This is a genomic window from Pseudomonas sp. Pseusp10, from assembly GCF_059492225.1.
Window position 1 is genome coordinate 2,252,506 of sequence record NZ_CP168528.1, and the last position, 25,752, is coordinate 2,278,257.

26 protein-coding genes are annotated in these 25,752 nt (G+C 60.5%); 14 read left to right on the forward strand and 12 right to left on the reverse strand.

Annotated elements, in window-relative coordinates:
* The first annotated feature begins 158 nt into the window (after positions 1 to 158).
* Entirely contained in the window at positions 159 to 1,220 is a 1,062-nt protein-coding gene (locus ACEN8Z_RS10070) for an AraC family transcriptional regulator (RefSeq protein WP_495597531.1), read from the forward strand.
* Here ACEN8Z_RS10070 and ACEN8Z_RS10075 read toward each other — a convergent pair.
* Positions 1,177 to 2,631: a TrkH family potassium uptake protein gene (locus ACEN8Z_RS10075; RefSeq protein WP_495597532.1), complete on the reverse strand. Its 1,455-nt coding sequence runs from the start codon at positions 2,629 to 2,631 to the stop codon at positions 1,177 to 1,179. The two genes, ACEN8Z_RS10070 and ACEN8Z_RS10075, sit on opposite strands and share 44 nt — an antisense overlap.
* 121 nt (positions 2,632 to 2,752) lie before the next feature.
* Between ACEN8Z_RS10075 and ACEN8Z_RS10080 the strand changes: the two genes are divergently transcribed.
* Positions 2,753 to 3,319 (forward strand): NAD(P)H nitroreductase, encoded by a 567-nt coding sequence (locus tag ACEN8Z_RS10080; protein WP_495597533.1) that lies wholly within the window; start codon positions 2,753 to 2,755, stop codon positions 3,317 to 3,319.
* Positions 3,320 to 3,456: 137 nt separating this feature from the next.
* On the opposite strand, the gene ACEN8Z_RS10085 is transcribed toward ACEN8Z_RS10080, so the two are convergent.
* From ACEN8Z_RS10085 to ACEN8Z_RS10110, 6 genes are all read right to left on the reverse strand, one after another.
* Positions 3,457 to 4,800 (reverse strand): sensor histidine kinase, encoded by a 1,344-nt coding sequence (locus tag ACEN8Z_RS10085; RefSeq protein WP_008002811.1) that lies wholly within the window; start codon positions 4,798 to 4,800, stop codon positions 3,457 to 3,459.
* 174 nt (positions 4,801 to 4,974) lie between these two features.
* On the reverse strand, positions 4,975 to 5,424 hold the full coding sequence (locus tag ACEN8Z_RS10090; RefSeq protein ID WP_495597534.1) for a Spy/CpxP family protein refolding chaperone: 450 nt from the start codon (positions 5,422 to 5,424) through the stop codon (positions 4,975 to 4,977).
* Between the two features lie 227 nt (positions 5,425 to 5,651).
* The gene (locus ACEN8Z_RS10095; RefSeq protein ID WP_495597535.1) at positions 5,652 to 6,329 is read right to left on the reverse strand and encodes a response regulator transcription factor; all 678 of its coding nucleotides are present in this window, start codon (positions 6,327 to 6,329) and stop codon (positions 5,652 to 5,654) included.
* A 7-nt stretch (positions 6,330 to 6,336) separates the two neighbouring features.
* Positions 6,337 to 6,750: an SH3 domain-containing protein gene (locus ACEN8Z_RS10100; RefSeq protein ID WP_008002815.1), complete on the reverse strand. Its 414-nt coding sequence runs from the start codon at positions 6,748 to 6,750 to the stop codon at positions 6,337 to 6,339.
* Positions 6,751 to 6,860: 110 nt separating this feature from the next.
* Positions 6,861 to 7,160 carry a YciI family protein gene (locus ACEN8Z_RS10105; protein ID WP_008021382.1) on the reverse strand — a complete coding sequence of 100 codons (300 nt, stop codon included), beginning with the start codon at positions 7,158 to 7,160 and terminating at the stop codon, positions 6,861 to 6,863.
* 1 nt (position 7,161) lies between these two features.
* A complete protein-coding gene (locus tag ACEN8Z_RS10110) occupies positions 7,162 to 7,758 on the reverse strand; it encodes a septation protein A (protein WP_008002819.1) in 597 nt (198 codons plus the stop codon).
* Between the two features lie 87 nt (positions 7,759 to 7,845).
* On the opposite strand from ACEN8Z_RS10110, the gene ACEN8Z_RS10115 reads away from it, so the two are divergent.
* From ACEN8Z_RS10115 to arfB, 7 genes are all read left to right on the forward strand, one after another.
* Positions 7,846 to 8,709, forward strand: coding sequence for a PHP domain-containing protein (locus ACEN8Z_RS10115; protein WP_495597536.1), 864 nt, complete (start codon positions 7,846 to 7,848; stop codon positions 8,707 to 8,709).
* 13 nt (positions 8,710 to 8,722) lie between these two features.
* On the forward strand, positions 8,723 to 9,352 hold the full coding sequence (locus ACEN8Z_RS10120; protein WP_032829738.1) for an L-threonylcarbamoyladenylate synthase: 630 nt from the start codon (positions 8,723 to 8,725) through the stop codon (positions 9,350 to 9,352).
* Positions 9,353 to 10,171: a segregation and condensation protein A gene (locus tag ACEN8Z_RS10125; RefSeq protein WP_008002825.1), complete on the forward strand. Its 819-nt coding sequence runs from the start codon at positions 9,353 to 9,355 to the stop codon at positions 10,169 to 10,171.
* A gap of 11 nt (positions 10,172 to 10,182) precedes the next feature.
* Positions 10,183 to 11,172, forward strand: coding sequence for an SMC-Scp complex subunit ScpB (gene scpB, locus ACEN8Z_RS10130; RefSeq protein ID WP_495597537.1), 990 nt, complete (start codon positions 10,183 to 10,185; stop codon positions 11,170 to 11,172).
* A 294-nt stretch (positions 11,173 to 11,466) separates the two neighbouring features.
* Entirely contained in the window at positions 11,467 to 12,687 is a 1,221-nt protein-coding gene (gene rluB / locus ACEN8Z_RS10135) for a 23S rRNA pseudouridine(2605) synthase RluB (RefSeq protein ID WP_495597538.1), read from the forward strand.
* 870 nt (positions 12,688 to 13,557) lie between these two features.
* Positions 13,558 to 14,970 carry an amino acid permease gene (locus tag ACEN8Z_RS10140; RefSeq protein ID WP_495597539.1) on the forward strand — a complete coding sequence of 471 codons (1,413 nt, stop codon included), beginning with the start codon at positions 13,558 to 13,560 and terminating at the stop codon, positions 14,968 to 14,970.
* 234 nt (positions 14,971 to 15,204) lie between these two features.
* A complete protein-coding gene (gene arfB, locus ACEN8Z_RS10145) occupies positions 15,205 to 15,618 on the forward strand; it encodes an alternative ribosome rescue aminoacyl-tRNA hydrolase ArfB (RefSeq protein ID WP_495597540.1) in 414 nt (137 codons plus the stop codon).
* Here arfB and ACEN8Z_RS10150 read toward each other — a convergent pair.
* From ACEN8Z_RS10150 to phhA, 5 genes are all read right to left on the reverse strand, one after another.
* Positions 15,615 to 16,814, reverse strand: a complete 1,200-nt coding sequence (locus tag ACEN8Z_RS10150; protein ID WP_108231272.1) for an MFS transporter — start codon at positions 16,812 to 16,814, stop codon at positions 15,615 to 15,617. The two genes, arfB and ACEN8Z_RS10150, sit on opposite strands and share 4 nt — an antisense overlap.
* A 99-nt stretch (positions 16,815 to 16,913) precedes the next feature.
* Positions 16,914 to 17,111 carry a hypothetical protein gene (locus tag ACEN8Z_RS10155; protein WP_429487517.1) on the reverse strand — a complete coding sequence of 66 codons (198 nt, stop codon included), beginning with the start codon at positions 17,109 to 17,111 and terminating at the stop codon, positions 16,914 to 16,916.
* A 480-nt stretch (positions 17,112 to 17,591) separates the two neighbouring features.
* On the reverse strand, positions 17,592 to 18,785 hold the full coding sequence (locus ACEN8Z_RS10160; protein ID WP_495597541.1) for an amino acid aminotransferase: 1,194 nt from the start codon (positions 18,783 to 18,785) through the stop codon (positions 17,592 to 17,594).
* Positions 18,785 to 19,141 (reverse strand): 4a-hydroxytetrahydrobiopterin dehydratase, encoded by a 357-nt coding sequence (locus ACEN8Z_RS10165; RefSeq protein WP_007975310.1) that lies wholly within the window; start codon positions 19,139 to 19,141, stop codon positions 18,785 to 18,787. Before ACEN8Z_RS10165 ends, ACEN8Z_RS10160 begins: the two co-directional genes overlap by 1 nt.
* Positions 19,142 to 19,246: 105 nt before the next feature.
* Entirely contained in the window at positions 19,247 to 20,032 is a 786-nt protein-coding gene (phhA, locus tag ACEN8Z_RS10170; protein ID WP_495597542.1) for a phenylalanine 4-monooxygenase, read from the reverse strand.
* A gap of 383 nt (positions 20,033 to 20,415) precedes the next feature.
* Here phhA and ACEN8Z_RS10175 point away from each other — a divergent pair, with 383 nt between their 5' ends.
* The 5 genes from ACEN8Z_RS10175 to ACEN8Z_RS10195 all read left to right on the forward strand — a co-directional run bounded on the left by ACEN8Z_RS10175 (position 20,416) and on the right by ACEN8Z_RS10195 (position 25,741).
* On the forward strand, positions 20,416 to 21,975 hold the full coding sequence (locus ACEN8Z_RS10175; RefSeq protein WP_008001805.1) for a sigma-54-dependent phenylalanine hydroxylase transcriptional regulator PhhR: 1,560 nt from the start codon (positions 20,416 to 20,418) through the stop codon (positions 21,973 to 21,975).
* A gap of 318 nt (positions 21,976 to 22,293) precedes the next feature.
* The gene (locus ACEN8Z_RS10180) at positions 22,294 to 23,034 is read left to right on the forward strand and encodes a flagellar basal body rod protein FlgF (RefSeq protein WP_495597543.1); all 741 of its coding nucleotides are present in this window, start codon (positions 22,294 to 22,296) and stop codon (positions 23,032 to 23,034) included.
* A gap of 45 nt (positions 23,035 to 23,079) precedes the next feature.
* Positions 23,080 to 23,865: a flagellar basal-body rod protein FlgG gene (gene flgG, locus ACEN8Z_RS10185; RefSeq protein ID WP_046037724.1), complete on the forward strand. Its 786-nt coding sequence runs from the start codon at positions 23,080 to 23,082 to the stop codon at positions 23,863 to 23,865.
* A gap of 52 nt (positions 23,866 to 23,917) precedes the next feature.
* Positions 23,918 to 24,613 (forward strand): flagellar basal body L-ring protein FlgH, encoded by a 696-nt coding sequence (gene flgH, locus ACEN8Z_RS10190; RefSeq protein ID WP_007983440.1) that lies wholly within the window; start codon positions 23,918 to 23,920, stop codon positions 24,611 to 24,613.
* A 57-nt stretch (positions 24,614 to 24,670) separates the two neighbouring features.
* Positions 24,671 to 25,741: a flagellar basal body P-ring protein FlgI gene (locus ACEN8Z_RS10195; RefSeq protein WP_495598109.1), complete on the forward strand. Its 1,071-nt coding sequence runs from the start codon at positions 24,671 to 24,673 to the stop codon at positions 25,739 to 25,741.
* Positions 25,742 to 25,752 lie beyond the last annotated feature (11 nt).

Below are 25,752 nucleotides of genomic sequence, written 5' to 3' on the forward strand. Positions count from 1 at the left end.
CTGCGATCTCTGTGGTTATTGTTCTGACTGCAAGTTGTTCTGCGGGTAGCTTATTTGAGTCTAGAGTGATCAATGGCATCAGCCACTGACAATAGGCGCCACTTTAGTATCCTTCGGTCAATAGCCGTAACATGCGGCTCAACATGTAAGAAAACGCCATGAGCGAACGAACGACTTCTGCAAGCTGGGCGATGGGGATTGTCAAAGCGCTGGAGATGGACGGCCTGGATTGTCGGGTTCTGTTCAAACAGCTGGGGCTCGACTACGCGGCACTGAATGATCCGGATGCACGCTTCCCGCAAGATTCCATGACACGGCTGTGGCAACGCGCGGTCGAACTGTCCGGCAATCCGGCCATCGGCCTGAACATGGGCAAGGTGGTGCGACCGGCGCAGTTTCATGTGACGGGTTACGCCTTGATGTCCAGCCAGACACTGGCCGAAGGCTTTCAGCGTCTGGTGCGTTATCAGCGGATCATCGCCGAAAGCGCCGACCTGAGTTTCAAGCTGCTGGAAGAAGACTATGCGCTGATTCTGACGGTGCATGGCGACCATCTGCCGCCGACCCGGCAAAGTGCCGAAGCTTCGCTGGCCTGTGCCTTGGCGTTGTGCAGCTGGTTGACCGGGCGTACGTTGCAACCACGCAAAGTGTTGTTCCAAGGCACCGAGCCGGCCAACCTGGAGCCCTATCAGCAAGCCTTTCATGCACCGCTGTTGTTCAACGCACCTTACGATGCGCTGATTTTCGAGCGTTCGGACATGGAAGCGCCGTTGCCGACGGCCAACGAGGCGATGGCGTTGCTGCATGACCGCTTTGCCGGCGAGTACCTGGCGCGCTTTTCCGAAACCCGCGTGACGCACAAGGCGCGGCAGGTGTTGTGCCGCCTGTTGCCCCAAGGCGAGCCCAAGCGCGACACCGTGGCGCAGACACTGCATCTTTCCCAGCGCACCTTGCAACGGCGCTTGCAGGAAGAGGGCACGAGTTTTCAGGCGCTGCTGGACGATACCCGGCGCGAACTGGCCGAGCAGTATCTGGCGCAACCGAACATGACCTTGCTGGAAATCGCTTACTTGCTGGGGTTCGCCGATCCGAGCAACTTCTTCCGAGCTTTCCGCCGCTGGTTCGACGCTACACCCGGCGAGTACCGGATGCGGCTGATGCAAGCACCTGACGCGGTCAATGACGCCAAAATGCCGGAATACACAGCACAAACACAGTGATGATCTCCAGTCGGCCGAGCAGCATGCCGAATGACAGAATCCACTTGGCGGCATCCGGCAGGGTCGCGAAGTTACCTGCCGGGCCGATGGTCTCACCGAGCCCCGGGCCGACACCGGACACGGTACTGGCCGCGCCGGTGAGGGCGGTCATCCAGTCCACGCCGAGCAGCGACAGCAGCAGCGCAATCACGCAGATGGTGATCGCAAAGAAGAACGAAAAGGTCAGGATCGAACGCACGATTTCTTCGTCGAGGCGGTGGCCGTTGTACTTCTGCTTGATCACCGCGCGCGGGTGTATCAGCTGGTTAAGGTTGGCCTTGAGCAGGATATAGGCCACCTGGAAGCGGAAAATCTTGATGCCGCCCGCGGTCGAGCCGGAGCAACCGCCGACAAACCCCAGATAGAAGAACAGCATCAGCGAGAAATTGCCCCACAGGCTGTAGTCCCCCAGCGCGAAACCGGTTGTGGTCACTACCGACGTCACGTTCAGCGCCACATGCCGCAACGCCTCCAGCCAATGCAGCTGGGTAGTCCACCAATACCAGGTGCCGAGTACCAGCCAGGTCACCAGCAGCATGCCGAGCAGGCCTTGAACCTGTTCATCCTTGATCAGCGCCCGACGGTTACCACGCAATGTTGCCACATACAGGGTGAACGGCAGGGCACCGAGAATCATGATGACGATCGCGACCCAATGCACCGCCGGTTGTGGCCACTTGGCCAAAGACTGGTCGGAGGTAGAGAAACCACCGGTGGAAATTGCCGACATCGCATGGTTGATCGCATCGAACGGGCTCATCCCGGCCCACCAGAACGCCAGGCTGCCGACAATGGTAATGCCGACGTAGGCCGCCACGATCAGCCGTGCCACCATGTGCGAGCGAGGCATGACTTTTTCCGAGCGGTCCGACGATTCGGTCTGGAACAGCCGCATGCCACCGATGCGCAGCAGCGGCAGAATCGCCACCGCCATGCCGATGAAACCGATGCCGCCCAGCCAGTGCAGCAGGGAGCGCCACATCAGGATGCCGGGGGACATGGTGTCCAGGCCGCTGAGTACGGTTGCGCCAGTGGCGGTGATGCCGGACATGCTTTCGAAGAATGAATCGGTGTAGCTGATGTGTTGGGTCAGCAGGAATGGCAGCGCGGCGAAGATGCATACCACCAGCCAACTGCTGACGGTCAGCAGGTACATGTCCCGGGGGCGCAAGTGAACGTGCTCGGGGCGCCCCGGAATCACCAGCGCCAAACCGGCGACAAAGGTGATCATGCTGGCCCAGAGGAACGAGGGCAGATCACTGGTGCGGTCGAAAATGACCAGCGTGGCCATGGGTATGACCATGGAGATCGCCAGCGTGATCAGGAAGATGCCGATGATGAAACCAATGATCCGTAAGGTCGGCAACGCCATGAGGTCCGCTCGGCTGATGGTGGAAAGGGCGCCATTCTACCCGTGAGGCAGGGCATGTAAACCGGCACTGCTGCGGCAGTTGCAGCTAGAATAGCCGCACGAATTTTTCAGGAGGTAGCCGATGCAGGCTCTCGACGCTTTGCTCAACCGAGTTTCCGTTCCACGACTGATTGATCCTGCACCCACTGCCGAGCAGCGCGAGGTGCTGTTCGGCGCCGCCATGCGCGCCCCGGATCACGGTCACTTGCAGCCGTGGCGCTTCCTGACGGTGGAAGGCGCGGCGCGTGAGCAAATGGGCGAGTTGCTGGCCGAGGCGGCGAAGCTTTCGGACAGCGAAGTCAGCGAAGCGGCCATCGACAAGGCGCGCAATAATCCGCTGCGGGCGCCGTTGGTGGTGGTGGTAATTGCCCGGTTGCAGGATCACGTCAAGTATCCGAAGTCCGAGCAGTTGCTGGCGGCCGGTTGTGCGGCCCACGGGATTTTGCTGGCGGCGTATGCGCAGGGCATTGGTGCGGTATGGCGTACCGGTGACCTGGCTTATTCGCCGCATGTGGCCAAGGGGCTGGGGTTGGCGGAAGGGGAAGAGGTGATTGCTTTCCTGTACCTGGGCACGCCGCAGAAAGAACCGCGAGTGGCCGAGAAGGTGGACCTGAGCGAGTTCGTCAGCGCCTGGCCCGGGAAGGTCTGACACCGCAGCCCCTGTGGGAGCGAGCTTGCTCGCGATAGCGGCAGTACATTTAACATTGAAGTGACTGAAAAACCGCCATCGCGAGCAGGCTCGCTCCCAGGGTAGATCTGTGTCGTTCAGATAATTTGAGGATAATCTCAGGGTTGTACGACAGCCCCCGGCACCAACGGCAATTCCAGACTGGCAATGAAACCGCCCTCGGGGTGATTGGCCAGCACCAGGCTGCCGCCATGTCGCTCCGCCGCGCGCCGGGCGATGGCCAGGCCCAGGCCATGTCCGGCCGCTGTCTGCCCTGGCGCCCGATAGAACGGCTCACCGAGCTGGCTCAGATATTCGGCACTGACCCCTGGCCCGTGATCGCGCACGGTCACGACAATCCGCTCACCCTGACGCAGCGCCTGCAGTTCGATCGGCAGGCCATCCACCGGGTTGAAGCGCTGGGCATTGCGCAGCAAGTTGTCGACGGCCCGTTCGATCATGGTCGGCCAGCCCTTCAGATTCAGTTGCGATTCGGCTTCGAGGTGGACGAGCTGCTCGGGTGAACCGAGTTGCGCATCCTTTTGCAGGGTATTGAGCAAGGCGTTCAGGTCCACCTCTTCGGCACTGGCGTTATCGGAGTCGACCCGCGCCAGCACCAGGATTTCGCTGATCAACGCTTCCAGTCGGTCGCACTCACGGGTCAGGCGCGGCCAGAGCTGCTCCCGTTCCTGCGGGGTGGCCCGTTCGGCCAGCGCCAGCGCGATACGCAGGCGGGCGAGGGGGGAGCGCAGTTCGTGGGACACATCCCGCAGCAGTTGCCGCTGACTGCCAATCAGGCTTTGCAGGCGCGCGCCCATGCGGTTGAAGTCGTTGGCCAGGACGCCGAACTCATCGCGACGATTGGCCAGTTTGACCAGGCTGTTCTGTTGATAAGCGGTTTGTCCCAGGTCATGCACCGCTCCGCGCAGACGGCTGAGCGGGCGAGTGATGGAAAAGGTTACCAGCAGGCTGAACAGGGTCAGCACCACCAGGGCGATCCCCAGCGCACTGAGCGGCCAGAGCAGACTCTCGCGGTGCCAGGCATCCAGTTCCGGGTGCGGGATGCGGTAGATGAACAGGTAGGTGTCGCCGGTTTTTTCGCTGGTGAACTCATCGGTCAGACGCCGCCATGGCAAGCGTCGGTCATCATTGTTCTGACGCGCCTCAAAGGCCGCCGCACGTCTGGGGAAGGTGCCGCGCACCACCGGATCGCCGCTTTCGTTAAGCACCTGAACGTCGATGTGATACTGGCGTTTGCGTTGCTGGAGAATGTCCTGAGCGGCGTCTTCGCCCTGACTTTCGTAGGTTTGCGTCCACTGTTCGGCCAGCGTGTTGAGGCCCGGGTGGCGGCTGAGAATCCATGCGTCCTGGTTGAGCATGTGCCCGAGCAGGATGGAAAGCCCTGCAACCAGAGCAATGGCCAGCCAGAAGCTGGCCAGGATACGCCAGAACAATGAACGCACGGAAAATCCTCAAGCAAACACAACTAATGTGGGAGCGAGCTTGCTCGCGATTGCGTCGGCACATTCAACATCAATGTGACTGAAAGAACGCCATCGCGAGCAAGCTCGCTCCCACAGTGATTGGTGTGGTGTCAGACCCAACGGTATTGAGCCGTCGGGTCCAAGTTCAGCTCATTATTGCGCTTTTTGCGCTTGTTGCGCTTTCCAGGCTTTGAACTCGGCCCACTCGGCGCGACGTTCGGCCTGTTTTTTCTGGATCTCGTCGAATTTCTTCTGTTGATCCGGTTTCAGCACCGCGCGCACATCGGCTTCGGCTTTCTGGTGTTTGGCGGTCATCTCGTCTTTCATGGCTTTCTGGTCGGCTGGCGAGAGTTTTTCCAGGTACTTCTCGACCAGTTGCTTACGCTCGTGCATCTGCTCGCCCATGATCTTGCGGATTTGCTCGCGCTGTTCGCGGCTCAGGTCCAGTTGACTGTAGGGGCCTTTACCGTGCATGCCGTGCATCTGACCGCCATGGTGCGAACCGTCCATTGGCCCACTCATCGAGCCATCGCCTTCTGGCATGGCCATGGCAACGGTCGGCAGGGCAGCAGCGAACATCAGAGCGATAAGAGTCTTGCGCATGGTGTATCTCCTTGTCTCGTTCCCGGTACGTTCCGGATGAGTACAGATTACGCAGATCAAGGTCAGCGGCGGTCAGCGGAGGGTAAAGCTTGGGTAAAGACGGTCTTCAGCGATCCTGACAAAACGTCCGGGTGACTGTAGGAGCGAGCTTGCTCGCGATGAACTCACAGGCACCGCGTTTTTCCAGACAGTATGCGTAATCGTTCAACTCCATCGCGAGCGAGCGCCTACAGGCTGTAGTAATAGCCGCGGCTGCGCAGGGCGACGATGCGCGGTCGGCCATCGGGGTGTGGGCCGATCTTCTTGCGCAGGTTGCTGACGTGCATGTCCAGGCTGCGGTCATACAGGGTCAGCTTGCGGCCGAGGGCGATCTGCGCCAGTTCCTGTTTGTCCAGGGGTTCGCCGGGTTGCTTGAGCAAGGCTTCCAGCAGGCGGCTTTCGGAAACGGTGAGGGTGAATTCCTGTTCGTCGATGCTGACCACTCCGCGCACCGGGCTGAAACACAGGTCACCCAGTTCCATCTGGCTGGATACCGCTGCCGGGTGGCTGCGGCGCAGTACTGCGCGCAGGCGGGCGGTCAGTTCCCGTGGGTCGCAGGGTTTGGCCAGGTAGTCGTCGGCCCCAAGTTCCAGGCCGAGGATACGGTCCAGGGGCTCGCCCCGGGCCGAGAGCATCAGCACCGGCAAATCCGGGTGATCGCTGCGCAACTGCTTGAGCAGTTCCAGGCCGCTGCCATCGGGCAACATCACATCCAGCACCACGGCCGCCGGGGCGGCTTCGGCCAGCGCGCGGCGTGCACTCTGGCCATCGTGACAGGCACGTACCTGAAACCCTTCCTGGCTCAGCCAACTGCTCAGGAGCTCACACAGCTCCTGGTCATCATCAATAAGTAACAGCTCGCTCATGACTCACTCAATTTAGCCATTGTCGACGTTTTCGACTTGCTCCACTGGCGAAGATACCGCAGAGCAGAGCCAATAGCGCTACCCCGGCGCCGGTGACGAACCATTGTTGCTGGTCGGTCAGCAGGCGCGGCAGTGGACTGCTGGCCTGAGCTTCCTTGAGTTGCAGCTTCAATCGCTGGTTCTCCTGGCGCAACCGGGCCAGCAGTGGGCTTTCGCGTTCGCCTTCGGCGGTTTGAAATTGTTTGTTCAGTTCTTCCCGTTGCCGTTCGCTTTCTTTCAAGCGTTGCTGCAACTCGGTGATCTGGCTACCGGCGCTCAAGGAAAGAGGCGTTGAATTGCCACCCTCGGCGTATTCTTCACCGTGGGCGGGCGCCACGACCGACAACGTGAACAACATCAGACACAACGGACCCTTGCGCATCGCGACTCCTGATTCCAATACGAGTATTGGGCAAGTTGTCGGCCGGCAAACGAGAATAATGAGCGATTGAGAACGCGATGAACCGACAAGGTTCATCGCGGAGCAGGATTTTACGGCAGGACTTGCTTGAACGGCTTCACCAGAACGTTGGCGTAGACGCCTGCGGCGATGTACGGATCAGCGTCGGCCCAGGCCTGGGCGGCGCTCAGGGAATCGAATTCGGCGACGATCAGGCTGCCGGTGAAACCCGCTGCGCCCGGATCATTGCTGTCGACCGCCGGGTGTGGGCCGGCCAATACGATGCGACCTTCGCCCTTGAGCGCTTGCAGGCGCTCGAGGTGCGCAGGCCGTGCGGCCAGGCGGGCTTCCAGGGAGTTGGCGACGTCTGTGGCAATGATTGCGTAAAGCATGTCAGTCCTCGGTTTTTGGCGTAGTGGTGTCGGCATCGTGCAGGTGGCGGGACAGGTAGATGCCCTGGCCGACCAGGAACAGCAAAGTCATGCCCAGGCTGCCGAAGACCTTGAAGTCGACCCAGTAGCTCTGGAAGGTGAACGCGACAAACAGGTTGGCGGCACCGCAAAACAGGAAGAAGGCGATCCAGGCGATGTTCAGGCGCGTCCAGACCGGTTCCGGCAAGGTCAGCGCGTGGCCCATGATGCGTTTGATCAGCAGGCTGTCACCGACGAAGTGGCTGCCGATGAACGCCAGGGCGAACAGCCAGTTGACCACCGGCGCTTTCCACTTCAGGAACGTCTCGCTGTGGAACGCCAGGGTCAGGCTACCGAAGACCAGGCAGGCGATCAGGGTCAGCCACTGGCTCTTCTCCAGCTTGCGCTGTTTGACGAACAGCGTGCCGTAGACCACCAGGGAACTGATGATCAGCATCGCGGTGGCGCTGTAAATACCGCCTACAGTGACCTCATGGCCGGCGATGTCGACGACCCGTGGATCGGTTTTGAAGACGATGAAAAACAGCAGGAGCGGGATGAAATCGATGAATTGTTTCACAGTGGCAGCCAGAAGCAGGATGTGGCGGCATAATAACAAACATATGGGCGCGCGATAGCGCCAGCTGATTTGAGGTTACAAAGCCCTGTGAATGTTGATTTGCACTGCCATAGCACGGCCTCCGATGGCGCCCTGGCGCCTGCGGTTCTGGTGGCGCGAGCGTTCGAGAAAGGCGTGCGAGTCCTGGCCTTGACCGATCACGATACCCTTGAAGGCCTCGACGAGGCCCGGCACGCGGCCACCGCGCTGGGGATGCAACTGGTCAACGGCGTCGAATTGTCCTGCACCTGGGGTGGCGCGACCATTCATGTATTGGGCTACGGTTTTGACGTGAATGCCGCGCCGTTGGTCGAGGCCATCGCCAAATTACGTGATGGCCGTTGGCTGCGCTCCGAGGAAATCAGCCGCAAACTGGCGTTGAAAGGCATGCCGGGGGCGCTTGAAGGCGCCCGCAAGATCCAGCAGGAGTTGGGCGACAGCGGTAACGCGCCGGCCCGCCCGCACTTCGCCGACTGGATGGTGCGTGAAGGTTTCGTCAAGGATCGCGCCGAGGCGTTCCGCAAATGGCTGGGCGCCGGCAAGCTGGGTGACGTCAAGCAACACTGGCCAACCCTGGACGAAACTGTCGAGACCCTGCGCGCGGCCAAGGCCTGGGTCAGCCTGGCACACCCCTGGCACTACGAATTCACTCGAAGCAAGCGTCGTCGTCTGATTGCCGACTATATTCAAGCGGGGGGCCACGCCATCGAAGTGGTCAATGGTTATCAACCTGCCGAGCAAGTGGGCAGCCTGGCCATTCTGGCCCGCGAGTTCGGTCTGCTGGTCAGCGCGGGCAGTGATTTTCATGGCCCTGGAGGCTGGTCGGAGATCGGTGAATACCGACCACTCCCGGAGGATCTGCCACCGCTATGGTGTCGATTCAAACATGACCCAATTATTGCCGCCGTCTGAACAGGTAGAGAACGTGAGTCAATTTTTCCAGATTCATCCGGAAAACCCGCAAGCGCGCCTGATCAAACAGGCGGTCGAGATCATCCGCAAGGGCGGGGTGGTGATATATCCCACAGACTCTTCCTACGCCATAGGTTGCCAGATCGGCGACAAGGTGGCCGTGGAGCGCGTTCGGCGCCTGCGGCAACTGGATGAGAAACACAATTTTGCGTTGATTTGCAGCGACCTGTCGCAACTGGGTCTGTTCGCCAAGATCGACACCGGTACGTTCCGCATTCTCAAGGCCCATCTACCGGGGCCGTATACCTTCATCCTCAACGCTACCCGCGAAGTGCCACGGCTGTTGTTGCACCCCAAGAAGCGCACCATCGGCCTGCGCGTGCCGAGCCATCCGATTGCCCTGGCGCTGCTGGCTGAACTGGGCGAACCGTTGATGAGCGTGACCCTGATCATGCCAGGCGATGAAGATCCGTTGAGCGACCCCCATGAAATGCGTCAGTTGCTCGAACACCAGGTCGACCTGATCATCGACGGCGGTTTCGGCGGGATCAAGGCGTCCACCGTGATCAGCCTCGCCGACGGCGAGCCGGAAGTCATTCGCGTTGGTTGCGGCGACCCTGCGCCGTTCATGGTCGAGGCCTAGATGTCCGCAGTAGAACCCGTCGACAGTCAGGCCGGAGCCCAGCAGGAACTGCCCTTCGCCATGGTCTATGGCCAGGCGGTCATGGAAATGCCGCTGGACCTGTACATCCCGCCGGATGCCCTCGAGGTCTTTCTCGAGGCGTTCGAAGGCCCCCTCGACCTGCTGCTTTATCTGATCCGAAAGCAGAACATCAACATCCTCGACATCCCGGTGGCGGAAATCACCCGCCAGTACATGGGCTACGTCGAGTTGATGCAGTCGGTGCGCCTGGAGCTGGCTGCCGAGTATCTGGTGATGGCCGCGATGCTGGCCGAGATCAAGTCGCGGATGCTGCTGCCACGGGCTGAAACCGTCGAAGATGAAGAAGACGACCCGCGCGCCGAACTGATCCGTCGCTTGCAGGAATATGAGCGTTTCAAGGCCGCCGCCGAAGGCATCGATGGCCTGAGCCGCGTCGGTCGCGACGTGGTGGTGCCCAGGCTCGATGCCCCGCAAGCCCGGGCGCGCAAGTTGTTGCCGGACGTGCGTTTATCCGAATTGCTGCTGTCCATGGCCGAGGTGCTGCGCCGTGGCGACATGTTCGAAAGCCATCAGGTCAGCCGCGAGGCGCTGTCTACCCGAGAGCGCATGAGCGATGTGCTGGAGCGGCTCAAGGGCGGCGGATTCGTACCGTTTGTCGAGCTGTTCACCGCTGAAGAAGGGCGCCTGGGAGTGGTGGTGACCTTTATGGCGATCCTTGAATTGGTCAAGGAATCCCTGGTCGAGCTGGTGCAGAATGAGCCATTTGCCGCGATCCACGTGCGAGCCCGAGCCGAATAACGAGTCGAAACATGAACCTGACTGAACCCCGTGATCTGGCACCCTTGCTTGAAGCCTTTCTGTTGGCCTCGGGAAAGCCGCAATCCCTGGAAAGCCTGTTCGAACTCTTCGAAGAAGGCGAGCGGCCGGAGCCGCCAGTCTTCAAGAAGGCCCTGGCGATTCTGGCGAAGTCCTGCGATGGCCGCGCGTTTGAACTGAAGGAAGTGGCCTCGGGGTATCGCCTGCAAATTCGTGAGAAATTTGCGCCGTGGGTCGGACGTCTGTGGGAAGAGCGCCCGCAGCGTTACTCCCGTGCCATGTTGGAAACCATGGCGCTGATTGCCTATCGCCAGCCGATCACCCGGGGCGAAATCGAAGACGTGCGGGGCGTGGCGGTCAACAGCAACATCGTCAAGACGCTGATGGAGCGCGAGTGGATCCGTATCGTCGGCTACCGCGACGTACCCGGAAAACCGGCGATGTTCGCGACCACCAAGGCGTTCCTCGATCACTTCAACCTGAAAAACCTCGACGACTTGCCACCGCTGGCGGAACTGCGCGAGCTGGAACCGGACCCGGTGCTCGATTTCGACGACGCCCCCGTACCCGCCGGGTTGCAAGAGTTGGCCGATGTCAGCGCCGAGTCGGAGGAGCCGAAAGAAGAAACCAGTTTCCACACGCTATTGCTGGAGCTGGACAGCATGGAGGAGGGGCTCAAGACCGACTTTGACGACTTGCTGCGTGATGGGGTATCGCCTGAATTCGATTCGGAACAGTCGGTCATCGAGCCAGAAGTCGAAGCGGCACAGCCCGAGCCTGAACCGGAAGGCGAGCCTGAGCCGGAAATTGAACCGGAGCAGGCCGACGACATCCTCGGCGTTGCCGAGGCCCGGGAAAAACTCCTGGCCGCCGTGGCTGCCCTCGAACAGCCGAAACCCGAGCCGGAGCTGTCGGACGAAGAGGCCGAAGCCCTGGCTCTGGCCGAAGCCATCGAGGCCGAACGCCGTCAGTTCGAAGACTGATCGCAATGTCTGCGACCACCAAAGATCCTTGTGGGAGCGGGCTTGCCCGCGAATGCGGTGGGTCAGCCAATAAATATGCCGACTGACACGCCCTCTTCGCGGGCAAGCCCGCTCCCACAGGGGATTGTGTTCATAGCAGAGCTGCGGGTCACCGTTCGGCGCAAAAACAAATAACCTTGCGTTGATCAGCTAGTCTCTGATGCGCAATCGCCCGCATGCGCGTATGATTCGCGACCCTTCGGCGATCCCTTCGCCCAAGTACCCAGTTTTCAGACCACACCGGGAGGTGCCCAGATGAGTATCAAAGACCAGCAAGACGACCAGCCAATCGGCCCAGCAGGCGAAAAACTGCAGAAAGTCCTCGCCCGTATCGGCGTCGGCTCGCGCCGTGACGTGGAAGCCTGGATCAGCCACGGCCGCATCAAGGTCAACGGCAAAGACGCCACCCTTGGCCAGCGTGTCGACATGCACGACGCCATCACCATCGATGGCAAGGTGATCAAGCGTGAAGAGGCCGCCGAGTCGGTGCGCCGCGTGATCATGTACAACAAGCCCGACGGCGAAATCTGCACCCGTGTCGATCCGGAAGGCCGCCCGACCGTGTTCGACAAGATGCCGCGTCCGAAAGAAGGTCGCTGGATCAACATCGGTCGTCTGGACATCAACACCACCGGTCTGCTGATGTTCACCACCGACGGTGAGCTGGCCAACCGTCTGATGCACCCTTCCTACGAAATGGACCGTGAATACGCGGTACGTGTGCGTGGCGAAGTTGACGACGAGATGATCGAGCGTCTGAAAGCCGGCGTGGTCCTCGAAGACGGTCCGGCCAAGTTCACCGACATCAAGCAAGCGCCAGGTGGTGAAGGTTTCAACCACTGGTACCACTGCGTGGTGATGGAAGGGCGTAACCGCGAAGTTCGTCGTCTGTGGGAATCCCAGGGCCTGGTGGTCAGCCGTCTGAAACGCGTGCGTTTCGGTCCGGTGTTCCTCAACTCCGACTTGCCGATGGGCCGCTGGCGCGAAATGAGCCAGTACGAAGTCGACATTCTGAGTGCCGAGGTCGGCCTGACGCCGGTCGCGATGCCGCAGATGAACGCCAAGAGCAAAGACAAGCTTGACCGGATGCAGCGCAAGTCGTCGCGTCCGATGGCCAAGACCGAGCGTGTACGCACCCTGCGTCCGGCCGCTGGCGCAGCCGCCGCACCTGCCGCGCCACGTGCCAGCCGCGAGCCGCAGATCGAAGGTGAGCGTCCAGGTCGCAAACCTGCTGCGCGTCAGGACGGCGAACGCGGTCCACGCACACCACGTCCGACCAATGGCCGTGCCGAGCGTGGCGAAGGTCGTGGTACGCCGGTAGCCGATCGCCCGGCCGACACCAAGCGCCCGGCCAAGCCGGCGCCGAAGCGTCCGGGGATCAAACTGGTCGACGGCGAAACGCCATCGGGCAAGCGCCGTGGCGCACCGGCCGGTTCCGGCCAGCGTCCGGGCTTTGGGCGTCGTAAGCCGGAGTGAGGCAGCGGTAAGCTTCAAGCTGCAAGCGACAAGTTAAAAACGCCAACCTTCGGGTTGGCGTTTTTTTTCGTCTGGATTTATGTCCGTATCGTTTTTGAGGACGCCATCGCGAGCAAGCTCGCTCCTACATTTTGATCGCGATTCTCCGAGCAAACTCATTTCCCTGTGAGAGCGAGCTTGCTCGCGATGGCGTCAGTCGCCGCACTGAGCACTCCAATATGGAAACCCGGGTTTACGCGCTGTAAAGAAATACTGACGAAATACACGGATTAACCCCGTGAAATCGCCATTTCTCGAATGTCGTAAGAAAATGCTTACGCGCTATTGCCTTTTGTCCCTCTCCCCGCGCTCTAGCCCGCTTGTTTCACCGCGCCATGCAGGGTGTTATGCGCGCCATGCCTGTCGTGCAGGTGCATAACAAAAAGGAGGCGCAATGAACGCCGCAATCCATCTCCATCGCTCTGCGAGAGGCGGGTTTCCTGCCTTTCCCGTCAATGATCCGCAAGGGTCTGACCCATTTTTTGCAGCCGCCCGAGCCCCTCGGGGCGGACACAGGCAATCCCGGCCATAGACACGCTTGTCCAGCGGGTCTGGCAGCAGGGGGTTACGGGTGTACAATGCGCCGCGTTTTACCTGTGACCTCCTGCGCATCTGCGCAAACCTCAAGGCTATCCGCCTTGTTCACTCCGTCGCGTCACGAGCGTGTCGGGTTCGATTTCGTCACAGATAAAAACAAACAGGTGACGCATGACCGTTGTAAATACGCTGAACTCCTGGTGCTTGCGCTGGGGTTTGATCGGTGCCGCTTAACGGACTTCCTGAGCAGCAACGTCTACTGAACATCATCAAACCTTGCGTGAGACCCTTTTCATGAGTGGACAACACCCGCAATCAGGCGAGCTGAAACGCGGCCTGAAAAATCGCCACATTCAATTGATCGCCCTCGGTGGCGCGATCGGTACCGGCTTGTTCCTCGGCTCGGCCGGGGTACTGAAATCCGCCGGTCCGTCGATGATCCTCGGCTACGCCATCTGCGGCTTCATTGCCTTCATGATCATGCGCCAACTGGGCGAAATGATTGTCGAAGATCCGGTGGCCGGCTCCTTCAGCCACTTCGCGCACAAGTACTGGGGCGGCTTCGCCGGTTTCCTGTCGGGCTGGAACTGCTGGATTCTGTACATTCTGGTGGGCATGTCGGAGCTGACGGCGGTCGGCAAATACATCCACTACTGGGCGCCGGACATCCCGACCTGGGCCTCCGCGGCGGCTTTCTTTGTGCTGATCAACGCGATCAACCTGGCCAACGTCAAAGTGTTTGGTGAGGCCGAGTTCTGGTTCGCGATCATCAAGGTCGTGGCGATCGTCGGCATGATTGCCCTGGGCAGCTACCTGCTGGTCAGCGGCAATGGCGGCCCGCAAGCGGCGGTGAGCAACCTGTGGTCCCACGGTGGCTTCTTCCCGAACGGTGTCAGCGGTCTGGTGATGGCCATGGCTTTCATCATGTTTTCCTTCGGTGGTCTGGAAATGCTCGGTTTCACCGCTGCCGAAGCCGACAAGCCGAAAACCGTGATCCCGAAAGCGATCAACCAGGTGATCTACCGGATCCTGATTTTCTACATCGGTGCGCTGGTGATCCTGCTGTCATTGACCCCGTGGGATAGCTTGCTGACCACCCTGAACGCCTCCGGTGACTCCTACAGCGGCAGCCCGTTCGTGCAAGTGTTCTCGATGCTGGGCAGCAACACCGCCGCGCACATCCTCAACTTTGTGGTCCTGACCGCGGCGTTGTCGGTGTACAACAGCGGCACCTACTGCAACAGCCGTATGCTACTGGGCATGGCCGAGCAGGGTGACGCGCCGAAAGGTCTGGCGAAGATCGACAAGCGCGGCGTGCCGGTGCGTTCGATCCTGGCTTCGGCTGCCGTGACGCTGATCGCGGTACTGCTGAACTACCTGATCCCGCAAAATGCTCTGGAACTGTTGATGTCGCTGGTCGTTGCCACTCTGGTGATCAACTGGGCGATGATCAGCTATTCGCACTTCAAGTTCCGCCAGCACATGAACAAGACCAAACAGACGCCGCTGTTCAAGGCCCTGTGGTACCCGTACGGCAACTACATCTGCCTGGTGTTCGTGCTGTTCATCCTTGGTGTGATGCTGTTGATTCCGGGGATTCAGACATCGGTGTATGCGATTCCGGTGTGGCTCGTGTTCATGTGGGTCTGCTACGGCATCAAGAACAAGCGCAGTGCACAGCGTGCCTTGCAGGTCGCAGTGGAGTAACTCCGCGCAGAAACAACAAACCCGGCCATGTGCCGGGTTTTTTGTGGCTATCGAATTCATGGCATGACACCAAACCCTGTGGGAGCGAGCCTGCTCGCGATAGCGGTGTGTCAGGTTAGTCAGATGTTGACTGACACGCCCTCATCGCGAGCAGGCTCGCTCCCACAGGGTTTAGTGGCGTGTTCAGTATCTGATTCGCGGTATCCTGCACGCTCTGAATATGGACGTTTTTCCATGCTGGTCATTTCCAACAACGTGCATCTGCCGGATGCCGAGATCGAGTTGACGGCCATTCGCGCCCAGGGCGCCGGTGGGCAGAACGTCAACAAGGTCTCCAGTGCCGTGCACCTGCGTTTCGACATTCCGGCGTCGTCCTTGCCCGATTTCTACAAGGAGCGGCTGCTGGCGCTGCGCGACAGCCGCATCACCGGCGACGGTGTGTTGATCATCAAGGCCCAGCAGTACCGGACGCAGGAGCAGAACCGCGCCGATGCGCTGTTGCGGCTGACCGAGTTGATCCAGAGTGCCATCAAGGTCGAGAAGAAGCGCCGTCCGACCAAGCCGACCCTCGGCTCGAAGACCCGTCGTCTCGAATCCAAGAGCAAGCGCGGCAACATCAAGGCCGGGCGCGGCAAGGTCGATTTCTAACGGGCGTCCCGCGCCTCGCGTTGCTTAGGTGCCTGCCGGTACAAGTAAAGGCTCAGTATCAATCCGCTCAGGGCGGCGAGGGCGGCGAACAGGAAGATCGAAGCGAAACCGAACCCGGCCGCAATCGCCCCGGCCAGCGGCCCGGTGATCCCCAGCGACAAGTCGATGAACAGCGAATAGGCGCCGACGGCCGCGCCACGGCTGGACGCCGGCACCAGATTGACCGCCTCTACTCCCAGCGCCGGAAACACCAGCGAAAAGCCGAAGCCGCTCAACGCAGCCCCCGCCAGTGCCCAATGCGCATCGGGTGCCAGCCACAGCAACAGCAATCCCAGGGTTTCCACCGACAGGCAGGCAATCGCTACGCGAAAGCCGCCGAGGCGGTTGATCAGGTTGCCGAACAGCAAACGCGCGCCGATGAAGCAGGCACCGAACAGGCTCAGGCACAGCACCGCGTTGTCCCAGTGTTGCATGGCGTAATACAGGGTGATGAAGGTGGCGATGGTGCCGAATCCAATGGAGCCCAGGGCCAGGCCACAGCCGTGGGGGAAGACTCGTCCGAGCACGTGTATGAACGGCAGGCGCTCACCGGCAACGATTGGCGCGGCGGTTTTCGGCCAGGCCAGCAGCAGACCGAGAATGGCAAGCAACACAATACTCACCCCCATGCTCCACAAGCCCAGTTGATGGACGAGCAACACCCCCAGGGGCGCGCCGACAGCCAGAGCGCCGTAGCTGGCGATCCCGTTCCACGAGATGACCTTGGCGGTATTCGCCGCGCCGACCCGGCCGATGCCCCAGCCAATCGAGCCCGAGCCCACCAGGCTTTCCGCGCTGCCGAGTACCAGTCGGCCGATTAGCAGGCTGATCAGGCTCAAGGCCGGCAGGCTCTGGGTCCAGGCGGAGATCAGCATGAACACACCGCTCAAGCCGCAACCGGCCAGGCCGTACATGACCGCCAGCTTGCTGCCTTTGTTGTCGATGATTTTCCCGGCATACGGGCGGCTGAGCAGGGTGGCCAGGTATTGCACGCTGATCACCAGCCCCGCGATCACCGCGCCGAAGCCCAGGTCGCTGTGGACGTAACCGGGCAATACGGCCAGGGGGATGCCGATGTTCAGGTAGCCGATGAAGGTGAAAAGGACGATGGAAACAACTTGCAGCGTGACCGCCAGGGGGCGCTGGTTTTCAGGCATGGGTAAAGGTCCACGGTAAAGCGGGATAGATAGGCTGCTTATGATAGCGGTGTGGACGGTCACAGGTTGTGAAAAAGTAAAACTATTTGCCGGGCGGCGTCATTCAGGTTTGGCGGGAGCAACCAGCTGCGTGGTGACCAGGGCGGCCAGCGCATTTTCCTGGGTGCCGAAACGGGCGAGCAAGGCGGCTTGTTTCTCGGGGGAGAGGCGATTCCAGATCTCGATCATTTTCTCGGCGGTGCCGATCAGGACGCTGGCCTGCTTTTCATCAAAGGTTTCGCTGAGTTCATCGGTCATGGTGCAGGCTCGCGTTTCAGGCAGTGTGGGAAGCGCATGTTAGCGCTTTCCACACGGTCTGTACGGCGGGTGTTTCAGTCTTCTCTGTCAGCCTGGCGGCTGTCAGTGGCTTCTTTCGGCTGGGGCTGTTGAGCTCCGGCTTGCTGCGTGGTCGTCTGCTCAGGTACGTGCAGGCTTGGGAAGGGGAGATTAGGAATCTCGTGCATAGTCGCGCTCCTCGCTAAGTCTGTTGATAGATCTGGTAGATCCGCGCTTTAAAGAAAGCTTGGGCAGGATACAGCACTGAAAATGACAAACAGACTTTTATATCCATTTGTTTCGACGGATGGGGTTGTAAAGACAGGTCAGTAACAGCGACGCAAAACAATTGTGGGAGCGAGCTTGCTCGCGATGGCGGAGTGTCATTCAACGGTGATGTTGACTGATAGACCGCTATCGCGAGCAAGCTCGCTCCCACAGGGGGCTTGCAGTGCCTGATGGTTACTTGCAGACCTTGGCAATCGCCTCGGCCAGCAGGTCCAGGCGCGTGGCATCGATGCCTGCGACGTTGGCCCGGCCGGAGTTGACCATGTACACGCTGTGATGCTCGCGCAGTTGCTTGACCTGATCCGACGTCAAACCAGTGTAGGAGAACATCCCGCGTTGCACGCCAATGTGTGCAAAGCGCTCGCGCAATCCGTGAGGCTCCAGCGCTTCGACCAGGCCGCTGCGCAGTTGGGCGATACGCAGGCGCATGGCTTCCACTTCGTCAGCCCAGAGGTTTTTCAGCTCCGAATCGCCAAGGATGGTCGCGACCACGGCAGCACCGTGATCCGGCGGCGTCGACCATAGGTTGCGGGCGATGTTGGCCAGTTGGCTGCGAATGTCGGTCAGCTTGTCGGCGGTTTTCGCGCAGACAATCAGCGCGCCGGTGCGGTCGCGGTACAGGCCGAAGTTTTTCGAGCAGGAACTGGTGATCAGCAGTTCCGGCAACTCGGCGGCGAACAGTCGGGTCGACCAGGCATCCTGTTCCAGACCATCGCCGAATCCTTGATACGCGAAGTCGATCAGTGGCAGCAGTTCGCGCTTGCGTACTACCTCCAGCACCCTCTGCCAGTCATTCTGGGACAGGTCGAAACCGGTCGGGTTGTGGCAGCAGGCGTGCAGCAACACCACGTCACCCTTGGGTGCTTCGTTGAGCGTCGCCAGCATGCCATCGACATCCAGTCGATTGTCACTGCCAACGTAGGGGTAGTGGCTGACCTTGACCTTGGCGGCCGCGAAAATGCTTTCGTGGATTGGCCAGGTCGGATTGCTCAACCATACGCCACGCCCCGGCAGGCACTGGGCGATGAAGTCCGCGCTCAGACGCAAAGCTCCGGTGCCGCCCGGAGTCTGGGTGGCGCCGGCGCGTTGTGCGCTGATCAGCTTCGAGTCGGCGCCCAGCACCAGCTCATTGATGGCCTTGCCAAACGCCGGCTCGCCGTGCCCACCGATGTAGGTCTTGGTGGACTGACGGTCCACCAGGCGCTGTTCGGCAAGCTTCACCGATTCGAGAATCGGCGTCAGGCCCTGGGCGTCTTTGTAGACACCCACACCCAAATCGAACTTGCGCGGGTTCGGGTCCTGCGCGTAGGCCTCCATCAGGCCGAGGATCGGGTCGCCAGGCACTCGACCGATGGCGTCGAAATGCATTACTTGCGGCCCTCGGCGTCCTTGGCCACTTCGTCAGTGCGCGCGGCCATGATGAAGTCGTTGCGGTGCAGGCCCTTGATCGAGTGGCTCCACCAGGTCACGGTGACTTTGCCCCACTCGGTCAGCAGGCCCGGGTGATGGCCTTCAGCTTCGGAGATTTCACCGACGGCGTTGGTGAACGCCAGGGCGTGCTTGAAGTTCTTGAACAGGAAGACCTTTTCCAACTGCATGATGCTGTCACGTACTTCGATGTTCCAGTCCGGGATCTGCTTGATCAGGATCGGCAGTTCTTCATCGCTGACTTGTGGGGCGTCGGCGCGGCAGGCTTCGCAATGGGCTTGGTTCAAAGTGGACATGGTGTGTTTCCTGAAATCGAGTGTTTTTATATCGGTCGACAGTACCGTCACGCTAAACCAAAGCGACGGTGACTGACAGACTCACTTGTCAGCAAAAGTCGCGGTTCACGCAGCCTTTGGCGGAAATTTCGGTGTGTGCAGACCCATCTGCATCGCTTGCTTGACCATGCCCATGATGTCTTCGTGGGCCAGGTCGAACAGGCGCTTGAGGTTCGGCAGAGCGAAATACAGGGGCTGCAGGATGTCGATGCGGTAAGGCGTGCGCATGCATTCCAGCGGGTCGAAGGCTTGATGTTCAGGCTCGTTCGACAGGCAGTAAACGGTTTCCTTCGGTGAAGACAGAATGCCGCCGCCGTAGATGCGCTGGCCTTGCGGGGTATCGACCAGGCCGAACTCGATGGTCATCCAGTACAGGCGCGCCAGGTACACGCGTTCTTCCTTCGAAGCCTTGAGGCCGAGCTTGCCGTAGGTGTGGGTGAATTCGGCGAACCAGGGGTTGGTCAGCAGCGGGCAGTGACCAAAGATCTCGTGGAAAATGTCCGGCTCTTGCAGGTAGTCCAGTTCTTCGCGGGTACGAATAAAGGTCGCCACCGGAAACTGCTTGCTGGCCAGCAGTTCGAAAAAGGTCTGGAAGGGAATCAGTGCGGGAACCCGGGCAACCTGCCAACCGGTGGTTTCACCGAGGACCTTGTTGATTTCGCCGAGTTGAGGAATGCGGTCGTGGGGCAGACCGAGTTTTTCGATACCGTCCAGGTACTCCTGGCACGCACGCCCTTCGATCACTTTCAGTTGACGAGTGATCAGCGTGTTCCACACCGCGTGTTCTTCGGCGGGGTAGTCGATAAAACCTTGCGCATCGGGCTCGCGAGCCACGTATTGCGTCTGCTTCATACTGCTCTCCTGCTAGGGAATTTCGTTCTTGTTATGTACTGCTATGGACCTAGAAATACCCCAAGGATTGCACCGTTGCAGCAGGTGCTCGGCGTCTCGGGCAGGAAAACCCCTCGATAATCGTAAAGTTTTCGTTACGTTATGGTGGTTGACGCGTAGCTACTGAGATTTTCAGGTATGAAAAACGCTTTGTCTGTCACATAATCTTGACGACTTTCTGAGTGCCTCGGCAGAAAAATATGCCCGAAGGCGCTGCAATACCCTTGTGGGAGCGAGCTTGCTCGCGATGAGGGTGTGTCAGAAGAGATGAATTTGCATGACCCACCGCTATCGCGAGCAAGCTCGCTCCCACAGGTTCAATCACTGCTTTTTCGGGCCTTTATATGCGTATCAAAGTCCATTGCCAGAACCGCATCGGCATCCTGCGCGACATTCTCAATCTGTTGGTGGAGTACGGGATCAACGTGGCCCGCGGCGAGGTGGGCGGTGAGCATGGCAACGCCATCTACTTGCATTGCCCGAACCTGATCAACATTCAGTTCCAGGCCTTGCGTCCGAAATTCGAAGCGATTGCCGGTGTTTTTGGCGTCAAGCGTGTAGGGCTGATGCCCAGCGAGCGTCGGCACATGGAGCTCAATGCACTGCTCGGTGCGCTGGAGTTTCCGGTGCTGTCGATCGACATGGGCGGTTCCATCGTCGCGGCCAACCGTGCGGCGGCGCAGTTGCTCGGGGTGCGGGTCGATGAGGTGCCGGGGATTCCCCTGTCGCGGTACGCCGAAGATTTCGATCTGCCGGAACTGGTGCGCGCCAACAAGTCGCGGATCAACGGGCTGCGGGTGAAGGTCAAGGGCGATGTGTTCCTGGCCGACATCGCGCCATTGCAATCGGAACACGACGACAGCGAGGCCATGGCCGGTGCGGTGCTGACGCTGCACCGCGCCGACCGGGTGGGCGAACGCATCTACAACGTGCGCAAGCAGGAGTTGCGTGGCTTCGACAGCATCTTCCAAAGCTCGAAAGTCATGGCCGCGGTGGTGCGCGAAGCGCGGCGCATGGCGCCATTGGATGCGCCACTGTTGATAGAAGGCGAAACCGGTACCGGCAAAGAGTTGTTGGCGCGGGCCTGCCATCTGGCCAGTCCTCGCGGGCAGTCGCCATTGATGGCGCTCAATTGCGCCGGTCTGCCGGAGTCCATGGCCGAGACGGAGTTGTTCGGTTACGGCCCGGGTGCCTTTGAAGGGGCGCGGGCCGAGGGCAAGCTCGGGCTGCTGGAGCTGACGGCGGGCGGTACGCTGTTTCTCGATGGCGTCGGGGAAATGAGTCCGCGCTTGCAGGTGAAATTGCTGCGCTTTTTGCAAGATGGCTGCTTCCGTCGTGTGGGCAGTGATGAAGAGGTCTACCTCGACGTGCGAGTGATCTGCGCGACCCAGGTCGACCTGTCCGAATTGTGCGCTCGCGGCGAGTTCCGCCAGGACCTCTATCACCGCTTGAATGTGTTGTCGCTGCACATCCCGCCGTTGCGCGAATGCCTCGACGGCTTGACGCCGCTGGTGGAGCACTTCCTCGATCAGGCAAGCCGGCAGATTGGCTGTCCGCTGCCCAAGCTCGCTCCGGCGGCCATGGAGCGGCTCAGTCATTACCATTGGCCGGGTAACGTGCGGCAACTGGAGAACGTGCTGTTCCAGGCGGTTTCCCTGTGCGATGGCGGCACGGTCAAGGCCGAGCATATTCGCCTGCCGGATTATGGCGTGCGTCAGCCCCTTGGCGATTTTTCGCTGGAGGGTGGGCTGGACGAAATCGTCGGGCGTTTCGAAAAAGCTGTGCTGGAGCGGCTGTATTCCGAGCATCCGAGCAGTCGGCAACTGGGCAAGCGCCTGGGGGTTTCGCACACCACCATTGCCAACAAATTGCGCGATTATGAGGTGGGCAAGAACGAGTCCTGACTTAAGCTTGCTGTGTTTGTGCCGGCCTCTTCGCGGGCAAGCCCGCTCCCACAGGTTTTGTGAACGCTACAGACTACTGTGGGAGCGGGCTTGCCCGCGAAGGCGACAGATCAGTCACTCAAGAGGCCGGCACTTGCCACCCACCGGCATGACACCGCCGGTTTTTCGTCTCTGATACAAATCACAAATCCCCTCTGAATCCTCAAAGTCCCCTGTTTGCCGGGCCTGGCGCCGCCAAAAACAAGTTGGTCTGCAAATTGCTTATGGCTCAGCAGTACAGCAGTGGACGGCAAACGTCCGGCAGGCAGAGGACAGAGTGTGGACAAGTACCTTTATGTGGCAATGACCGGCGCCAGCCAGAATGCACTGGCGCAAAAGGCTCATGCCAACAACCTCGCGAACATCTCCACCAACGGTTTCCAGAAAGACCTGGAGCAGGCCCGTTCGATGCCGGTGTTCGGTGACAGCTTTCCGGCGCGTGCGTTTGCCATGTCCGAGCGCCCGGCCACCGATTTCTCCCCGGGCTCACTGGTGGAAACCGGTCGCGACCTCGACGTTGCCGTGCAAGGCAACGGCTGGATTGCCGTACAGAATCCCGATGGCGGTGAAAGCTATGTGCGCACCGGCAGCCTGAACGTTGACGCCCTGGGCGTGCTGCGCGCCGGCAACGGCATGCCGGTCATGGGCAATGGCGGGCCGATTGCCGTGCCGCCCGAGCAGCAGATCGAAGTCGGTGAGGATGGCACCATCAGCATCCGCGCGATGGGCGAAGGGCCGCGGGTGATGGCTGAAGTCGACCGCATCAAGCTGGTCAACCCGGACTTCAAGAACATGACCAAGGGCCTGGATGGTTCGATCCACACCAAGGGCGGCAAGCCGGCGCAGGCCGATGCCAACGTCAAGCTGGTGTCCGGGTTCCTCGAGTCGAGCAACGTCAATGCCGTGGAAGAGATGACCTCGGTACTGGCCTTGTCCAAGCAGTTCGAGCTGCACATCAAGATGATGAACACCGCCAAAGACGATGACCAGGCCATGGCTCGGGTCTTGCAGATCAGCTAATTACCAGAACGTCGCGCCGTAAAACAGGCGCACGAGGAGAATCGAATGCTTCCGGCTCTATGGGTTGCCAAAACAGGTCTGTCCGCCCAGGACACCAACCTGACCACCATTTCCAACAACCTGGCCAACGTGTCGACCACGGGTTTCAAACGTGACCGCGCCGAGTTCCAGGACCTGCTCTACCAGATCAAGCGCCAGCCAGGTGCCCAGTCGACCCAGGACAGCGAACTGCCGTCGGGTCTGCAACTGGGTACCGGTGTGCGCATCGTCGGTACCCAGAAAAACTTCACCGCCGGCAGCCTGCAAACCACCGAGCAGCCACTGGACATGGCCATCGACGGTCGTGGTTTCTTCCAGATCCTGCAACCGGACGGCACCACGTCCTACACCCGCGACGGTACGTTCCACCTGGACTCCAACGGCCAGATCGTCAACGCCAGCGGCTTTGCCCTGGAGCCGGCCATTGTCATCCCGAACGACGCGCAGACCTTCACGGTCGGTCGCGACGGCACGGTGTCCATCACCGTTGCCGGCAACCCGGCAGCCCAGGTGATCGGCAACCTGCAAACCGCCGACTTCATCAACCCGGCCGGCCTGCAGGCGGTGGGCAACAACCTGTTCCTGGAAACCGCCGCCAGTGGCGCGCCGCAAGTCGGCACACCGGGCCTGAACGGTTTCGGCACCATGCTGCAGAACACCCTGGAAACGTCCAACGTCAGCACCGTTGAGGAGATGGTCAACATGATCACCACCCAGCGCGCCTACGAGATGAACTCCAAGGTGATCTCCACCGCCGACCAGATGCTCTCGTTCGTAACGCAGAATCTGTAATCAAGTCTATGAGGCAGTCATGAGGCTGCCTGCAATACCGTGAGGTAGGGTCATGAATCGCTATGTATCTGTTCTGGCACTGAGTGGGATCGCCGCGCTCGCAGGTTGCGTGCCTGCGACGCCCAAGCCCAATGACCCTTACTACGCTCCGGTGTTGCCGCGCACGCCGTTGCCGGCGGCCGCGAACAATGGCTCGATCTACCAGGCCGGTTTCGAACAGAACCTCTACAGCGACCGCAAGGCGTTCCGGGTCGGTGACATCATCACCATCACCTTGAACGAAAAGACTCAGGCCAGCAAAAACGCCAACTCGCAAATTGGCAAGAACAGCAAGACCAGCATCGGTTTGACCTCGCTGTTCGGCTCTACGCCTAACACCAATAACCCGTTTGGCAGTGGCGATCTGAGTATTGACGCCAGCTACGAAGGCGACCGCGCCACCAAGGGCGACAGCAAGGCGGCGCAGGGCAACACCCTGACCGGCTCGATCACCGTGACCGTCGCCGATGTGTTGCCCAACGGCATCATCGCAGTGCGCGGCGAGAAGTGGATGACCCTCAACACCGGTGACGAACTGGTACGGATTGCCGGCCTCGTTCGCGCCGATGACATCGCCACCGACAACACCGTGTCGTCGACCCGTGTCGCCGACGCGCGCATCACCTACTCGGGCACCGGTTCGTTTGCCGATGCGAGTCAGCCAGGCTGGTTCGACCGTTTCTTCCTCAGCCCGCTGTTCCCTTTCTAGGTGGCTTTTTTGGTGAGCAAGTTGAACTTCAAGCACCTGATCGCAGCTGCGCTGTTGATGTCCTTTTCGCTTGGCGCTCAAGCCGAGCGCCTGAAGGACATCGCCAGCATTTCCGGCGTGCGTTCCAACCAACTGATCGGTTACGGCCTGGTGGTCGGGCTTAACGGCACCGGTGACCAGACAACGCAAACCCCGTTCACCCTGCAGACCTTCAACAACATGCTCTCGCAGTTCGGCATCAAGGTGCCGCCGGGTTCGGGCAACGTGCAGTTGAAGAACGTCGCGGCGGTGTCGATCAGTGCCGATTTGCCAGCGTTCGCCAAGCCGGGGCAGCAGGTCGACATCACTGTTTCGTCCATCGGCAACTCCAAGAGTTTGCGCGGCGGCACCTTGCTGCTGACGCCACTCAAAGGTATCGACGGTAACGTCTATGCGGTGGCCCAGGGCAACCTGGTGGTTGGCGGGTTCGATGCCGAAGGTCGAGACGGCTCGAAGATCACCGTCAACGTTCCGTCGGCCGGCCGCATCCCCGGTGGTGCATCGGTGGAGCGCGCGGTACCGAGCGGTTTCAACCAGGGCAACAGCCTGACGCTGAACCTCAACCGTTCCGACTTCACCACAGCCAAGCGCGTCGTCGACAAGATCAACGACATGCTCGGCCCTGGCGTGGCCCAGGCCATCGACGGCGGTTCGATTCGCGTCACGGCGCCGCTCGATCCAAGCCAGCGGGTCGACTACCTGTCGATCCTGGAGAACCTCGAAATCGATCCGGGCCAGGCGGTGGCGAAAGTCATCATCAACTCCCGTACCGGCACCATCGTGATCGGCCAGAACGTCAAGGTTTCCCCGGCCGCCGTGACCCACGGCAGCCTGACCGTGACCATTACCGAAGACCCGATCGTCAGTCAGCCCGGCCCGCTGTCCAATGGCACCACTGCGGTCGTGCCGCGTTCGAAGGTCAACGCCCAGCAGGAAGCCAAGCCGATGTTCAAGTTCGGCCCTGGCACCACCCTCGACGAGATCGTGCGTGCGGTGAACCAGGTCGGCGCGGCACCGGGTGACTTGATGGCCATCCTCGAAGCGCTGAAGCAGGCCGGCGCCCTGCAAGCCGACTTGATCGTGATCTGAGGACGGCCATC